This window comes from Mesorhizobium sp. WSM3862 (genome assembly GCF_002294985.1).
Lineage (GTDB): Bacteria > Pseudomonadota > Alphaproteobacteria > Rhizobiales > Rhizobiaceae > Mesorhizobium.
Genome location: NZ_NSGE01000005.1, coordinates 326,646 through 341,729, shown reverse-complemented (window position 1 = coordinate 341,729; position 15,084 = coordinate 326,646). Strand labels below are relative to the sequence as shown.

Here is a 15,084-nt window from a genome sequence, read left to right as displayed (position 1 = left end):
TCCCGCCATCCTCCAGCCGTTTCTTGTCGCCGTTCTCCCATGTCAGGCCTGCTCAGCGATCCCTGGTTCTATGCCGCCGCCATTCCGGCGGTCATCCTCGTCGGCCTGTCGAAGGGCGGCTTCGGCGGCGCCGTCGGCTTCGTCGGCGTGCCGCTGATGGCGCTGGCCATCCCGCCGGTGCAGGCGGCGGCCATCCTGCTGCCGATCCTTTGCCTGATGGACATCGTTTCGGTGTGGACGTGGTGGGGCGTCTATGACCGCAAGATGCTGGTCGACATGATGCCCGGCGCCATCATCGGCATCGGCCTCGGCTGGCTGACGGCGGCCCTGGTGACGGAGGAAATGGTGCGGCTGATCGTCGGCGCGGTCGCGCTGGTCTTCGTCCTGCGCTGGATCTATCTGCAGTTCCGCCACGGCGCCGACCACGAGGTGGAGCCGAACCGCATCGCTGCGGCGTTCTGGGGCATCGTTGCGGGCTTCACCAGCTTCGTCGCCCATGTCGGCGGCCCGCCCTTCCAGGTCTACGCGCTGCCGATCCGGCTCGACCCGAAGGTGCTGTCAGGGACGGCGGCGATCTTCTTCGCCGCTACCAACGCGCTGAAGCTCATTCCCTATTTCGCGCTTGGCCAGTTCGACAGCACCAATCTCACCGCATCGTTTGCGCTGATGCCGCTGGCGCCGCTTTCCACCATCGCCGGCGCCTGGCTGGTGCGCCGCATGCGGCCGGAGGTGTTTTATCCGTTCACATACGCGACGGTGGCGGTGGTGGCGCTCAAGCTGCTCTGGGACGGTATTGCGGGCCTGATGTGATGGGCAGGGCGGCGCACCGGCGCCGCCCGCCACAGAAGGATCAAGCGGCGCTCGGCACCAGCTGGCGGCCGCCGCCAAGCGCAAGCGCTGCGCCGGACGCGATCACCAGCACCATGCCGGCGAGGATGCCGATGTCGTGAAGCGTAGGCTTCAGCACCATGTCGGCGATGATCACCAGCATCACCGAGTAGTCGAAACGCGCCCAGCGCATCATGCGCTGGCCGATGGCGAGAACCCCCGGCGTCACGCCTTCCTTGGCGACCATGGCCCCCATCCGCTCGCCGGTCGGCTTGAAAACGAGCATGCCGATCGAGAAGGTCGTGCCGTAGCCGACAAGGCCGATGATGATCCACAGGTCGGAAAAGCCGACCCAGAAGCTGCACATGATCAGGCCGAAAATCAGGGTGAGCATCGACATCGGCGCGAAGAAGCGGCCGCCGAGCTCGCCGCTCGCCCGCATCGCTTGCAGCTTGTCCTGGATGTTGCCGGCGCGCTCGGCAAGCACGCCGAGCAGAAACAGGACGAAGCCGCCGCCGACCCACAGGATGGCCGAGACGACGTGAAGGAATTTGACGATCGAATACCAGTCCATTGGTGTGCTCCTGCATTTCTTGATTGGTGGCAGCGTCGACTGCGCCCGCATTGAGAGGAGCGGGCGTTTAGCGCGGAGCGTGTTTCGAAACGATGTCGCGGCGGCGGGACCGATGTTTCGGCGCCGCCATATGCATCCAGGGCTGGATGGCGCGGGAGGGAGCCGGGCCGTCCCGTTCCGGCACAGGAAAAAGTCCGTTCGCTTGAAAATTCCGCGCGGCGTTAAGGCTTCATTAAGCTTTACAGGCGTTTACTAGGACCCATCCAGTTTGTCTGGATTCTTACCGAGTGGTTGGAGCCACTTTGTTTGACGCCTCCCTGTTAAACTCCTGAGAGCCGCCTTATCCGCGGCTCTTTTTTTGCGCGTTGGCCGCCGGCGGACAACGCGCCTCGGCGTTAACCGTTTGTTAAACATGCGCTTGCCTTCATGGGCATCGAAGCGCATTTTCAAGCCTCAGTCGTTTAAGGGTGCAGGACGTATCGGCAAGGATGCCGAATCGGCTTGCGGCAGTGCAGGGGCGTATCGATGAACGAGCCTTCGAAAGGCAGCGCGAAAACCATAAAGCTCGCGGAACGCCGGGTTTTCTCCCAGTCCTTCAAGCCGCTTTACCAGGAGGGCATGGGCCTGGTCGAACAGGCGGCCGAATATCTTGACGGCAAGGGCAGGCTCGAAGCCAAGAAGCTGTCGCGCACGGCGGCGACGCTCTATGCGGCCGAATCGATGCGTCTTACCACGAGGCTGATGCAGGTCGCCTCCTGGCTGCTTTTGCAGCGGGCGGCCAATTCCGGCGAGATGACCCGCGACCAGGTCGCCTCGGAAAAATCCAAGGTGCGGCTCGATACCGCCTCCGCGCATGATGAGGCGCTGGGCTGGAGCGAATTGCCAAAGGACTTCCTGGATCTGGTGAGCCGGTCGCTGCGCCTGCAGGCGCTGGTGAAGCGCATGGACGAGGAGATCTACGGCGGCGCCATGCACGACACGCCGGCCGCCGGCCGCCGCGCCAACCCGGTCTCCGATCAGATCAGCCTGCTGAACACGGCCTTCGCCCGCGGCTAACAGGCTGCCCCACAATTCGCTCTGATCGCTATCTGGCGCCGTTTTCTGCGCTTCCGGTGCTCGTGTACTAAAGTCAGTTCCGCACCGGTTCTTGAAAACGCCGCCTTACGGACTCATCGGATCGAATTCTGAAGCAGCCCATCCCGGCACAGGCTGTTTCTGGTTTGTTCACAATTCACTGGTATCGCCATGCGCAGCGGTTAGACTTGGCGCATGGGGGAAGCGATTCGCATCATCGGCATCGATCCGGGCCTGAGGCGCACCGGCTGGGGCATCGTCGAGAGCCTCGGCAATTCGCTGCGCTTCGTCGCCTCCGGCACCGTGCGTTCCGACGACAAGGCGCCGCTCGCAACGAGGCTCTGCCAATTGCATGATGGGCTCGCCGAAGTGCTGCACCAGGCCATGCCGCACGAGGCGGCGATCGAGCAGACCTTCGTCAACAAGGATGCCACAGCGACGCTGAAGCTCGGCCAGGCGCGCGGCATCGCCATGCTGGTGCCGGCGCGCGCCGGGCTGGCGGTCGCGGAATACGCTCCCAACGCGGTCAAGAAGGCGGTGATCGGCGTCGGTCACGGCGAGAAGAAGCAGATCCATATGATGGTGAAAGTGCTGATGCCGAAAGCGGTGTTCGAGACCGACGATGCCGCCGATGCCCTGGCCATCGCCATATGTCATGCGCATCACCGTCAAAGCGTCGCCTACCGAATGGCGGCGCTGGCCGGGTAGTGTTCTTGACTTGTTCTCATTTGCGCAGTAAGTAATACCTTCGGAGTATTACCATGCGTGTGACCACCAAAGGGCAAGTCACGATCCCCAAACAAATAAGGGACCACCTGGGCATAGGCCCGGGTTCGGAGGTCCAGTTCGTGGCTACGGACGAGGGCGCCCGGCTTGTCGCCGTCAACGAAAACATTTCGAAGGAGGAAGCTGCCCGCAAATTCAAAGAGGTCCTCGGCAAGATGGAGGGGACGCTGGATTTGGGCGGCATGACGACGGACGAGTACATGGAGTGGTTGAGGGGACCACGTGAAAATCTCGACGTTGATTGACACAAACGTGCTCATTGACGTCTGGGGTCCGGCTGGGCCGCTGACGGAATGGTCTTCGTCCGCGATTATCTCCTGCCGACGCGATGGCGCGTTGGTCATCAACAGCATCGTCTGGTCCGAGCTTGCTCCCCTGGTTGCTTCCGAAGCAATGCTGAGGAAAGCAGCCGAGAGGCTTGAAATGGATCGCGAGTTTTTGCCCTGGGAAGCCGCATTCTTGGCTGGGGTGGCACATTCCCGTTATCGGCGGGCCGGCGGTGTTCGAGAGCGGACCTTGCCGGATTTTTTCATTGGCGCTCATGCGGCCGTTGCTGGTCACCGCCTATTGACGCGCGACGCTCCTCGCTATCGCAGCTATTTCCCCGACCTCGAAATCGTCTCTCCGGAAACGCATCCATGAAGGCCAGGACATGATCGGCAAGCTGAAGGGCACGCTGGATGAGATCGACGAGGATTCCTGCATCGTGGACGTGCACGGCGTCGGCTATGTCGCCCATTGCTCGGCTCGCACATTGGCATCGCTGCCGTCCCCCGGCGAGGCGGTGGTGCTGTTCATCGAGACCTATGTGCGCGAGGATATGATCCGGCTATACGGCTTTCAGACCCCGCTCGAGCGCGAGTGGTTCCGCCTTTTGATGAACAATGTGCAGGGCGTCGGCGCCAAGGTGGCGCTGGCCGTGCTGTCGACGCTGGCGCCGCCCGACCTCGCCAATGCGATCGCGTTGCGCGACATCGCCATGGTGTCGCGCGCACCGGGCGTCGGCAAGAAGGTGGCCGAGCGCATCGTCACCGAATTGCGCACCAAGGCGCCGGCCTATGCGGGCGCCGCCACCGGCACGATCAGCCTCAAGCAGGAGCTTGGCGAAGGCGTGGCGGCAGCACCCATCACCGACGCGGTCTCGGCGCTGGTCAATCTCGGCTATTCGCGCGACATCGCCGCCAATGCGGTGGCCGCGGCCCTAAAGTCGGCCGGCGAAGGGGCGGACGCCTCGAAGCTGATCCGCTTCGGCCTGAAGGAACTGGCGCGGTGAGGTGGCGCTTGTCCCGGTCCTTGCCGTATGCAAGGAAGACCGCATGAGCCTTTCGCCCCGTCTCATTGCCCCCGACAAGCGCGGCGAGGATGCCGACCAGAGCTTGCGGCCGCAGTCGCTTGACGAGTTCGTCGGCCAGGCTGCGGCGCGTGCCAATCTCAAGGTCTTCGTCGATGCCGCCAAGAGCCGCGGCGAGGCGCTCGACCATGTGCTGTTCGTAGGCCCGCCGGGGCTCGGCAAGACGACGCTGGCGCAGATCATGGCGCGTGAGCTCGGCGTTAATTTCCGCTCTACGTCGGGGCCGGTTATCGCCAAGGCCGGCGACCTTGCGGCGCTGCTCACCAATCTCGAGGAGCGCGACGTGCTCTTCATCGACGAAATCCACCGGCTCAATCCGGCGGTGGAAGAAATCCTCTACCCGGCGATGGAGGATTTCCAGCTTGACCTCATCATCGGCGAGGGGCCGGCGGCGCGTTCGGTCAAGATCGATCTCGCCCGCTTCACGCTGGTTGCGGCGACAACCCGGCTCGGACTTTTGACGAATCCTCTGCGCGACCGTTTCGGCATCCCGGTCAGGCTCAATTTCTACACGGTCGAGGAGCTGGAGCAGATCGTGCGCCGCGGCGCCCGCATCCTCTCGATGCCGCTCGGTGACGACGGCGCGCTGGAGATCGCGCGCCGCGCTCGCGGCACGCCGCGCATTGCCGGACGTCTGTTGCGCCGGGTGCGAGACTTCGCCTCCGTCGCCGGAAACGGCCATGTCGATAAACGCATTGCCGACGAGGCGCTGACCAGGCTGGAAGTCGACGGGCTCGGCCTCGACGCGCTCGACCGCCGGTATCTCTCGATGATCGCCCGCAACTTCGGCGGCGGACCGGTCGGCATCGAGACGATCGCGGCTGGGCTGTCGGAACCGCGCGACGCCATCGAGGACATCATCGAGCCCTATCTGATCCAGCAGGGCTTCATCCAGCGCACGCCGCGCGGCCGCGTGCTGACCGCCAATGCCTGGCGGCATCTCGGCCTTGAAGCACCGAAAGACCTCGCGCAGCAGCAGATCAGCCTGTTCCAGGAAGAGTAACGGACATTTGTTCGTCGGACGCGCCTTGAAGGGCTTCCTGCGCGAAATCTCCCCAGCTCCGCCAAGCTGAAGGCACAATTGCAGCCTCTAAGGCAGCTTGACGCATTTCCAGGGGGCGGGGCTGACCGATGATCACCAGACGTGGCTTTCTGCGCCTCATCGGCGGATCGTTCCTGTCCATGGTGTCGTTGAGTGCCTATGCGGTCGGCATTGAGCCGATGCTGCTCGCCCATGTGAAACGCTATTCGGTGACGCCGCCGCACTGGCCCGCGGGCCTCAAGCTGCGCGTCGCAGCACTGGCCGACATTCATGCCTGCCATCCCTGGATGACGTCGGAGCGGATCGCCTCGCTCGTCGAAAGGACGAATGCCCTGCAGCCAGACCTGATCGTGCTGCTTGGCGACTATGTCGATGGAATGCGGCTGGTCACGGCCGAAGTCTCTGCACCGGAGTGGTCCGCCGCTTTGTCAGGGCTGAAGGCGCCGCTCGGCGTGCTCTCGATCCTCGGCAATCACGACTGGTGGCACGATCATGCGGCGCAACTGGCCATGGCCGGGCCGACGACCGCGCGCAAGGCACTGGAGAGCGTCGGCATCCCGGTGCTGGAAAACGACGTGGTGCGGCTGGAGAAGGACGGGCATGGCTTCTGGATCGCCGGACTTGCGGACCAGCTGGCAATCCGGCCGAGCAAAGCCCTTGGCCGCCACGGCTTCAAGGGTCTCGACGACCTCGGCGGGACGCTTGCCAAGGTGCAAGGCGACGAGCCGATCATCCTGCTCGCGCATGAGCCGGACATCTTTCCGAAAGTGCCCTGGCGGGTTTCGCTGACGCTTTCGGGCCACACCCATGGCGGGCAGGTGCGACTGTTCGGCTATTCGCCGGTCGTGCCGTCCGACTTCGGCAACCGCTACGCTTATGGCCATGTCGTCGAGAATGATCGCAATCTGATCGTCTCCGGCGGGCTCGGCTTCAGCATCATGCCGGTGCGGTTCGGCATGCCGCCAGAGATCCTGCAGATCGACCTCGGGTAGCTCCAGTATTATTCACGCGGACGGAAAACCGCGCAGGCGCCAAGCGCCAGCAGCCCCGCCATCAAGGCTTGATCATCGCGCCCATCGGTGCCATCCGGTTCTCGCGCCAAAGTTCAAGCCTGAAAAGGAAAGCGCGATGGACGATCATAGTGAATCCGCAGCGCTCAGCGCCGGGCTTTCGGGGGCGCTGACGCAATCCGGCCATCGCCTGATGGCCCGCGTCTACTATGCCGACACCGATTTCTCCGGCGTCGTCTACCATGCGCGCTATCTCGAATTCTTCGAACGCGGGCGCTCGGACTATCTCAGGCTCGCCGGCGTCCATCACACCGAGCTTGCCGATGGCAAGCATGGCGAGCGCATCGTCTGGGTGGTGCGGCGCATGGAGATCGACTTCCGTTCGCCGGCCCGCATGGACGACATCCTCACCATCGACACGCGCACCGAGGACATTTCGGGCGCCCGCATCTTCATGGCGCAGCAGTTGAAGCGTGGCGGCGAGGTGCTGGTCGAAGCGAAGGTCGAGGCGGCGATCATCGGCGAGAACGGCCGCCCGCGCAGATTTCCGAAGGAATGGGTCGCGGCCTTTATGCCGAGGGCGAGCGACTGATCACCGCGAACCGGCTTCGGCCGAATCCCTGTCACGCAGGAGTTGCCCGTTCTGGGACAACGACATCCACCAAAACAACCAAAAGCGCGCCGCCCGGACCCGCTTCAGCGCGATGTGCACTGATCGGCCGCGTCCAGCATGGCGCCGGCCGGGTGGGCGCGGCAATGCGCCACGCTTCATATCCTAACCCATCCTTAACCATAACGGTTCATGAAGGAATTGGTGAAGATTGGCGCAATTCGTGTGCCTTCCTTTCACCAAGATTTGCCCCGAAAACGCCGCGAAACGGTGCATTCGGGGCTTGTCCCGCGAGCTTCAGGCTTCGCGCGATCGGACCAAAGGGATGCCATGGGCCAGCCGCCAGCGATGCCCGGAAAAATCTTAAGGACGTAGTCATGGAAAACATCGCACTCGCCGACCCGGGCGCGCATTTGTCGATATGGGCCTTGTTCATGCAGGCCGGCTGGGTGGTCAAATTGGTCATGATCGGGTTGCTCTGCGCCTCGATCTGGACCTGGGCGATCATCATCGACAAGCTTGTCGCCTATAGCCGCATGCGGATGGCACTCAACCGCTTCGAGCAGGTGTTTTGGTCGGGACAGTCGCTCGAGGAGCTCTACCGCACGCTCGCCGACCGCAAGACCACCGGCATGGGCGCGATCTTCGTCGCCGCCATGCGCGAATGGAAGAAGAGCTTCGAGAAGGGCGCCAAATCGGCGCTGGCATTGCAGACCCGCATCGACAAGGCGATGGATCTCGCGCTGACCCGCGAGATGGAAAGGCTGGAGGGTCGGCTCGGCTTCCTCGCCACCACGGGTTCGGCCGCGCCATTCATCGGCTTGTTCGGCACCGTAATCGGCATCATGACCTCCTTCCAGGCGATCGCCGCCTCGAAGAACACCAGCCTGTCGGTCGTGGCGCCCGGCATCGCGGAAGCGCTGCTGGCGACGGCCATCGGCCTGCTCGCGGCCATTCCGGCCGTCATCGCCTACAACAAGCTGTCATCGGATGCGAACAAGCTCGCCGTGCGCATGGAAGGGTTTGCGGACGAGTTCTCCGCCATACTCTCGCGCCAAATCGATGAAAAAGTCGCGCAGAAGGCCTGAGGTACGATCATGGGTATGTCTGCTGCTAGCGCAGGTGGCATAGGGCGAGGCGGACGCGGCCACCGGCGGCGCGGCCGTCATCATGGCCTGATGTCGGAAATCAACGTCACGCCGATGGTCGACGTGATGCTGGTGCTGCTGATCATCTTCATGGTCGCGGCGCCGTTGCTCACCGTCGGCGTTCCGATCGACCTGCCCGACACGAAAGCCAAGGCGATGAATGTCGACACGCAGCCGATCACGGTGTCGATCAACGCCGCCGGCCAGATCTATCTGCAGGAAACCGAGATCCCGATCGATGAGCTGGTAGCGAAGCTGCAGGCAATCTCGAAGACCGGCTATGACGAGCGCATCTTCATTCGCGGCGACAAGTCGACGGATTATGGCACTGCCATGAAGGTCATGGCCCGCATTTCGGCGGCCGGCTACAAGAACATCGGCCTGGTTTCGCTGCAAGAACAGGATCAGTAGACGCCAAATGCGGACCGGCCTCACCTCATCGGTGATCTTGCATGCGGTGGCGCTGGCCTTCGGGCTGTTCACGCTGTCCTCGCCGCCCGCCATGCCGGCTTCCGACGTGGAGTCGGTGGCGGTCGACATCGTGCCGATGGAAGCGATCGCGCAGACGCTGCAGGGCGACAAGAAAGCGGTCATGCATGACAAGCCGGCGCCGCTGCCGACCAAGCGCCCGGATATCGTCCCCGACGCGCAGAAGGTCGGCGAGAACAGCGTCGACACCGACAAGCCGGTGACGGACGAAGCCAAGCCGAAGCCGGTCGAGAAGACATCCGCGCCGCCCCCGGCGCCGACGCCGACCGAGAAGCCGGCGGTCGAGGACGTGCCGAAGCCGCAGGAAAAGCCGAAGCCGACCCCGGCGACCGAAGTCGCGCCGACGCCGACACCTAAGGAAGAGGTCAAGCCCGAGCCGGTCAAGCAGACGGAGCCGAAGCCGACACCCGCCAAGGAGCCGACGCCAGCGCCGCCGAAGGACACGACCGCCGCCATCCAGAAGGAAGAGGTCAAGCCGGACGCCGTCGCCGAGGCGATCGCCAAGGAGCAGCCGACCGAGGAGGCTAAGCTTCCGGACTCGGCACCCGCCCCTGCAGCGCGGCCGAAGCCGCAGCCCGCTCCCGCCGAAAGCGCCAAGGCGCCGGAGCGCAAGGACGCGGAAAAGCCGGTGAAGGAAGCTTCCTCGAAGCCGAAGTCGGATGAAAAGCAGTTCAACGCCGACGAGATTTCAGCACTTCTGGACAAGCAGAAGCCGTCGGGTGGCGGCGCCAAGCGCTCCACCCAGCAGTCGTCGCTCGGCGGCGAGAAGGATCAGGGCCAGAAGCTGTCCAAATCCGAGCAAGGCGCGCTCGAAGCTCAGCTCGGCGGCTGCTGGACCTTGCCGGTTGGACTGGAAGGTTCGGAGAACTTCGTCGTCGTGGTCCGCTTCAATCTCGATACCAACGGCAAGCTCGACGGCCGCCCGTCGGTCGAGCAGTCGAGCGGCAACCGGCAGTTCGACGAAAGCGCTGTGCGCGCGGTTCAAAAATGCGACGTGGCCGGCCTGCAGGTTCCCGCCGGCAAGCAGGACATTTGGAACGACATCCGGGTCACCTTCGACCCAAGGGAGATGCTTGGCCTATAGGCCTTGCGTCCGAACCATCAAAGAAGAGAAGCGAGAAGACATGAGATCTTTCCTCAAGCCGCTCCTGACGATTGCAGCCATGGCGCTGGGCATGACGACCGCCGCCACCTTGCCGGCCTGGGCGCTCGTCGAGCTCAACGTCAACAAGGGCAATGTCGAGCCGCTGCCGATCGCCATCACTGACTTCCAGTCCAATGGTGAGCTCGGCGCCCAGATCACGGAGATCGTCACGGCCGACCTCAAGCGTTCCGGCCTGTTCGCGCCGATCGACAAGAGCGCTTTCATCGAGAAGATCTCCGGCCCGGACGCCACGCCGCGCTTCGATGACTGGAAGGTGATCAATGCGCAGGCGCTGGTCACCGGCAGCGTCGGCAAGGAAGCCGACGGCCGTGTCCGCGCCCAGTACCGGCTATGGGACACCTTTGCCGGCCAGCAGATGGCCGGGGAGCAGTTCTTCGCCAATGACGCCAATACCAGGCGCGTCGCCCATATCATCGCCGATGCGATCTACGAGCGGCTGACCGGCGAGAAGGGTTATTTCGATACGCGCGTCGTCTTCGTCGACGAATCCGGCGCCAAGAACGCGCGCAAGAAGCGTCTCGCCATCATGGACCAGGACGGCGCCAACGTCCGCTACCTGTCGGACGGCCGTTCGATCGTGCTGACGCCGCGCTTCTCGCCGAACCGGCAGGAAATCACCTACATGTCCTATGAGAGCGGACAGCCGAAGGTGTATCTGCTGCAGATCGAGACCGGACAGCGCGAGCTGGTCGGCAATTTCCCCGGCATGACGTTCGCGCCGCGCTTTTCGCCCGATGGCCAGAAGGTGATCATGAGCCTGCTGCGCGATGACGGCAACTCCAACATCTTCGCCATGGATCTGAGAAGCCGTTCGACCACGCGGCTCACCGATTCGACCGCCATCGACACCTCGCCCTCCTATTCGCCCGACGGCTCGCAGATCGTCTTCACCTCCGACCGCGGCGGCGGCAGCGGCCGCTCGCAGATCTACGTCATGGGTGCGGACGGCTCCAACCCGCACCGCATCTCGTTCGGCGACGGCGTCTATTCCACGCCGGTGTGGTCGCCGCGCGGCGACCTCATCGCCTTCACCAAGCAGTCGGGCGGCGAGTTCCAGATCGGCGTCATGAAGACCGACGGTTCGGGCGAGCGCATCCTGTCCTCCGGCTTCCAGCAGGAGGGGCCGACATGGGCGCCGAACGGTCGCGTGCTGATGTTCTTCCGCGACTCCGCCGGCGGGCCGAAGCTGGTCACAGTCGATCTTACCGGCCGCAACGAGCAGCAGATCCCGACGTCGAACTTCGCCTCGGATCCGGCCTGGTCGCCGCTGCTGGAGTAGGCAGAGGAACGGAAGAATTTAAGAACGGGGAACTGACGAACTGAGGAAAATGGAGGACCCGGGGCGCTTGTAAATCTCAGAGAGAAGCTGGCCTAATTTCTTCCTTCAATTCCTCAGTTCTTCAGTCCCTCAATTCCCCCTTTTTTCATGTTTTGGCCGCATTTCCGCCTACGGTCGCCGCGCATTGTGAGCCTAGCTAAATCGGCCGAGGACGGCGGCTCGAAACGAAAAATTAACCGTGTTTCTTGAATGCCGGTTAACCCAAACGTGGTTACTGGGTGATCAACGAAATCACTCGAATGCGAAGGAGAGGCGGCATGGGCCGTATCGCAGCACTTACCAGAAATCCGGCGATGATCGCGCTGGTGGCGGCTCTGGCCATCACCGGCTGCGCCTCGAAGAAGACGCCGAACAGCGCCGCCGATCTCGGCCTCAACGGCGCCGGCTCTGCCACGCCCGGCTCGGCGCAGGACTTCACCGTCAACATCGGCGACCGCATCTTCTTCGACACCGACTCCTCGTCGATCCGCGCCGACGCGCAGACGACGCTGTCGCGCCAGGCGCAGTGGCTCAACCAGTACAGGCAGTATGCCATCGTCATCGAAGGCCATGCCGACGAGCGCGGCACGCGCGAGTACAATCTGGCGCTGGGCGCCCGCCGCGCCGCTGCCACCCGCGACTTCCTGGTTTCGAAGGGCGTCGCGGCCAACCGTCTGAAGACGATCTCCTACGGCAAGGAACGCCCGGTCGCCGTCTGCGACGACATCTCGTGCTGGTCGCAGAACCGCCGCGCCGTCACCACGCTCTCGGGCGCCGGTTCCTGACGCGCCGCGCCGGAAATCGATATCGATTTTCGGAAACGCTCATAAGCGCCACAGCGTCCTTGGCGCGTCTGACGACGCGCGGCGCTGTGGGCGGCAAAAATACAACATCGCTGAACGAAAGGCGGCCTCCGAGCCGCCTTTTTCATATGCGACAGCTTGAAACAAAATTTGGCCGAAGTCTCGCGTCCTGCTAAGAGCGCGAGGGCGCTTTATCCCCCTCCGATTTGGAAAGGCGCATCGGGCCAACAGATTTTCACGGCGAGAGACATAATGCATTTCAGAACGGTCCTGAGCGGCACGCTTGCGCTGCTGCTCCTATCAAGCATCGCAGGCATCGCCGCACCGGCGGACAGCGGGCAATCTTCGGACAGCGGCTTCACTTTCCATCTGCCGACGCTGGGCATTTTCGGCGACAAAAAGAAGACCGAGCAGGCGCAAGTCGCCCAGCAGGACGGCGCCGGCATGACCGGTCTGGAGGATCAGATCCGCCAGATGAACGGCAAGCTTGAGGAGCTCAATTTCCAGATCCTGCAAATGCAGGAGCAGATGCGCAAGCAGCAGGAGGACAACGAGTTCCGCTTCCAGCAGCTCGAAGGCGGCTCGCAGGGTGCGAAGCCAACGGGCCAGAAGAAGTCGGAAACCGCGCCGCAGGACGGCAGCAGCGGCAACACGAATATGGGCGATGCTGGCGCCGGCGACAGCGGCACCGACACCAACGTCGCAACGGCTCCGGCGACGCAAGCTCCGGCCGGCACGGCTCCGCAGGACGGCGGCGGCAAGAGCGTCGGCGACGTCATCGTCGAGTCTCAGACCGGTGACCCGGGCAAGTTGATCACCGGCGCGCCGCCGAAGACCTTCGGCACCATTACCGTCGACAAGAACGGCAATGTCGTCAATGCCGACCCCGCCCTGCAGGCGGGCTCGCAGACGGAAGCTCCCGCGGCTACGGCAAACGCGCCTGCCGCCGAGACCGGCAGCAAGGCTGGCAAAGGCAAGTCCGGCGGCACGGTCATGGCCTCGCTGCCCTCGACCAACAATCCGGACGAACTCTACCGCAACTCCTACCAGTTCATCCTGTCGGGCGACTATCCCACCGCCGAGCAGGGGTTCCGCGACCATATCTCGCGCTTCCCCAAGGACGCCAAGGCGGCGGACGCGCATTACTGGCTGGGTGAATCCCTGCTTGGCCAGCAGAAATATCGCGACGCGGCGGAGGTTTTCCTGGCCGCCAGCAAGGATTATCCGAAGGCCAAGAAGGCGCCCGACATGCTGCTCAAGCTCGGCGTATCGCTGGTCGGCCTCAAGCAGAACGACGTGGCGTGCGCCACTTTCAACGAGATCGGCAAGCGCTACCCGGATGTTTCCGGCACGCTGAAGGAACGCATCAAGCAGGAAAAGGCGCTGGCCTCGTGCTAGCTTGCGTGTCGTTGGCCCAGAATCGGGACCGCTTTTGGACGACGCGCAGTGATGTTCGATACCGAGACTGACCTTTCGGATCGCCTTTTCCAAGACTTCGACTTCTCCCACGGCGCCGTTGCGGCCGTGTCCGGCGGCAGCGACTCGACCGCCCTTCTCCATCTGCTCAAGCACCACCTCGACCGTACCCTGCCCGCGGCAAGGCTGCTTGCGGTGACGATCGATCATGACCTCAGACCAAGCTCGGCAGCCGAAGCGCAAGCTGTCGCCCGGCTTTGCGCCGAGCACGGCATCGCGCATCGCACGCTCGTCTGGTCCGGCCGCAAGCCATCGACCGGCTTGCCGGCCGCCGCGCGCGAGGCGCGCTACCGGCTGCTGGCCGAGGCAGCCGAAGGGGAAGGCATCCGCACGGTGGTGACCGGACATACCGCCGACGACCAGGCCGAGACCGTGCTGATGCGGCAAGTTCGTGAAGAGGAGGCCCGCGACGAGGATCCACGCGACGGCCGCGGGCTCGCCGGCATGGCGCCCGCCACGCTCTACGATTGGCGGGTCTGGATCGCCCGCCCGCTGCTCGCCACGCGCCGCGCGGCATTGCGCGAGATGCTGGAGCGTCGCGGCATCGGCTGGACCGAGGATCCGACCAATGTCGACCGGCGCTTCGAGCGGCCGCGCCTCCGCATCTCGCTTGCAGGCAGAAACGGCGAGGCGCGTTTCAAGGAAGCAATCGCGAAGGCCGGACAGGCAGCCGCCGAGCGCGAGAACCTCGGCCAGCGTGCGGCGGCGCTGATCGGCGCCTTCGCTAGCCAGCCGGCTCCGGGGCTCATCCGCCTCGATCGCGATTTCGCAACTGGTGAGGATAGCGAAGCCGCCGTCTATGCATTTCGCATCCTGCTCGCCACGGTCGGCGGCGTCACGTTCCTTGTCGACGAGGCGCGTTGCCGGGCGCTGTTCGAGCATCTGCGGTCGGGGACGCTTTGCGCCACATTGTCGCGGACGGTGGTCGACGCGCGCCGCACCGGCATCTTCCTCCACCGCGAGGCCCGCAATCTGCCCGCGGTTCCGGCTGCTGAGCAGGCCCTATGGGACGGTCGGCGGAGGATCACATTGAGCGACAGGCCGAGCGGGTTGGTGATCGCGCCAGCAGGTCCCGGCGCCGCCAAGCGATTTACCCCGGAAGGCGACGTTCCGGCGAGCTTGCTGCGCAAGGCGCAGGCCGCCGAGCCCGCGCTGTGGCGCGGCGGCGAACGCCTTGGTTTGGCTGGCGGTGATGCCGCGCCGCCGGCGACGGCGATCGTTCCTGCGGTGTCGCCCTTCACCCGCTTCCTGCCGTCCTTCGATCTCCGGCCCGCTGCCGCCGTCGCCGCGCTGATCGGCGCGCCGCCGCTGCCGCCCTCGCCTTTTCGCGGCCATGATCGCGGCGGAGCATGGGCGAAAGCTTAACCGAGGCATGCTGTTCTGCTTGGCAAGGGGAGACGCTCTCCCTAT

General features: G+C 64.2%; 17 protein-coding genes. 16 read left to right on the top strand and 1 reads right to left on the bottom strand.

Annotated elements, in window-relative coordinates; all coding sequences use genetic code 11:
* Positions 1 to 39: 39 nt before the first annotated feature.
* Positions 40 to 810 (top strand): sulfite exporter TauE/SafE family protein, encoded by a 771-nt coding sequence (locus CK224_RS17360; protein WP_095782574.1) that lies wholly within the window; start codon positions 40 to 42, stop codon positions 808 to 810.
* A 40-nt stretch (positions 811 to 850) separates the two neighbouring features.
* Here CK224_RS17360 and CK224_RS17355 read toward each other — a convergent pair whose 3' ends face one another.
* Positions 851 to 1,402 carry a DUF2269 family protein gene (locus CK224_RS17355; RefSeq protein WP_095782573.1) on the bottom strand — a complete coding sequence of 184 codons (552 nt, stop codon included), beginning with the start codon at positions 1,400 to 1,402 and terminating at the stop codon, positions 851 to 853.
* Between the two features lie 525 nt (positions 1,403 to 1,927).
* Here CK224_RS17355 and CK224_RS17350 point away from each other — a divergent pair.
* From CK224_RS17350 to tilS, 15 genes are all read left to right on the top strand, one after another.
* Positions 1,928 to 2,458, top strand: a complete 531-nt coding sequence (locus CK224_RS17350; RefSeq protein ID WP_067001767.1) for a DUF1465 family protein — start codon at positions 1,928 to 1,930, stop codon at positions 2,456 to 2,458.
* Positions 2,459 to 2,671: 213 nt separating this feature from the next.
* Positions 2,672 to 3,184 carry a crossover junction endodeoxyribonuclease RuvC gene (gene ruvC / locus CK224_RS17345; RefSeq protein WP_067001770.1) on the top strand — a complete coding sequence of 171 codons (513 nt, stop codon included), beginning with the start codon at positions 2,672 to 2,674 and terminating at the stop codon, positions 3,182 to 3,184.
* Between the two features lie 53 nt (positions 3,185 to 3,237).
* Positions 3,238 to 3,507: an AbrB/MazE/SpoVT family DNA-binding domain-containing protein gene (locus tag CK224_RS17340; protein ID WP_067001773.1), complete on the top strand. Its 270-nt coding sequence runs from the start codon at positions 3,238 to 3,240 to the stop codon at positions 3,505 to 3,507.
* Positions 3,485 to 3,904, top strand: coding sequence for a type II toxin-antitoxin system VapC family toxin (locus tag CK224_RS17335; RefSeq protein ID WP_082980671.1), 420 nt, complete (start codon positions 3,485 to 3,487; stop codon positions 3,902 to 3,904). The genes CK224_RS17340 and CK224_RS17335 overlap by 23 nt, the downstream gene beginning before the upstream one ends.
* A 10-nt stretch (positions 3,905 to 3,914) precedes the next feature.
* Positions 3,915 to 4,535 carry a Holliday junction branch migration protein RuvA gene (ruvA, locus tag CK224_RS17330; protein ID WP_067319464.1) on the top strand — a complete coding sequence of 207 codons (621 nt, stop codon included), beginning with the start codon at positions 3,915 to 3,917 and terminating at the stop codon, positions 4,533 to 4,535.
* A gap of 43 nt (positions 4,536 to 4,578) precedes the next feature.
* Positions 4,579 to 5,616 carry a Holliday junction branch migration DNA helicase RuvB gene (ruvB, locus tag CK224_RS17325; RefSeq protein WP_067002199.1) on the top strand — a complete coding sequence of 346 codons (1,038 nt, stop codon included), beginning with the start codon at positions 4,579 to 4,581 and terminating at the stop codon, positions 5,614 to 5,616.
* 128 nt (positions 5,617 to 5,744) lie between these two features.
* A complete protein-coding gene (locus CK224_RS17320; protein WP_095782572.1) occupies positions 5,745 to 6,647 on the top strand; it encodes a metallophosphoesterase in 903 nt (300 codons plus the stop codon).
* Between the two features lie 136 nt (positions 6,648 to 6,783).
* Entirely contained in the window at positions 6,784 to 7,257 is a 474-nt protein-coding gene (gene ybgC / locus CK224_RS17315) for a tol-pal system-associated acyl-CoA thioesterase (protein WP_095782571.1), read from the top strand.
* A 395-nt stretch (positions 7,258 to 7,652) separates the two neighbouring features.
* Complete coding sequence (gene tolQ / locus CK224_RS17310; RefSeq protein WP_067001789.1) at positions 7,653 to 8,363, top strand: protein TolQ; 711 nt, start codon at positions 7,653 to 7,655, stop codon at positions 8,361 to 8,363.
* Positions 8,364 to 8,372: 9 nt separating this feature from the next.
* A complete protein-coding gene (gene tolR, locus CK224_RS17305) occupies positions 8,373 to 8,834 on the top strand; it encodes a protein TolR (protein WP_095782570.1) in 462 nt (153 codons plus the stop codon).
* 7 nt (positions 8,835 to 8,841) lie between these two features.
* On the top strand, positions 8,842 to 9,996 hold the full coding sequence (locus tag CK224_RS17300) for a cell envelope integrity protein TolA (protein ID WP_095782569.1): 1,155 nt from the start codon (positions 8,842 to 8,844) through the stop codon (positions 9,994 to 9,996).
* Between the two features lie 79 nt (positions 9,997 to 10,075).
* Positions 10,076 to 11,356 (top strand): Tol-Pal system beta propeller repeat protein TolB, encoded by a 1,281-nt coding sequence (gene tolB / locus CK224_RS17295; protein ID WP_245425992.1) that lies wholly within the window; start codon positions 10,076 to 10,078, stop codon positions 11,354 to 11,356.
* A 317-nt stretch (positions 11,357 to 11,673) separates the two neighbouring features.
* A complete protein-coding gene (gene pal / locus CK224_RS17290) occupies positions 11,674 to 12,180 on the top strand; it encodes a peptidoglycan-associated lipoprotein Pal (RefSeq protein ID WP_067001802.1) in 507 nt (168 codons plus the stop codon).
* Between the two features lie 270 nt (positions 12,181 to 12,450).
* Positions 12,451 to 13,596 carry a tol-pal system protein YbgF gene (gene ybgF, locus CK224_RS17285; protein WP_095782567.1) on the top strand — a complete coding sequence of 382 codons (1,146 nt, stop codon included), beginning with the start codon at positions 12,451 to 12,453 and terminating at the stop codon, positions 13,594 to 13,596.
* A 51-nt stretch (positions 13,597 to 13,647) separates the two neighbouring features.
* Positions 13,648 to 15,039, top strand: a complete 1,392-nt coding sequence (tilS, locus tag CK224_RS17280; RefSeq protein WP_095782566.1) for a tRNA lysidine(34) synthetase TilS — start codon at positions 13,648 to 13,650, stop codon at positions 15,037 to 15,039.
* The last annotated feature ends 45 nt before the right edge of the window (positions 15,040 to 15,084 follow it).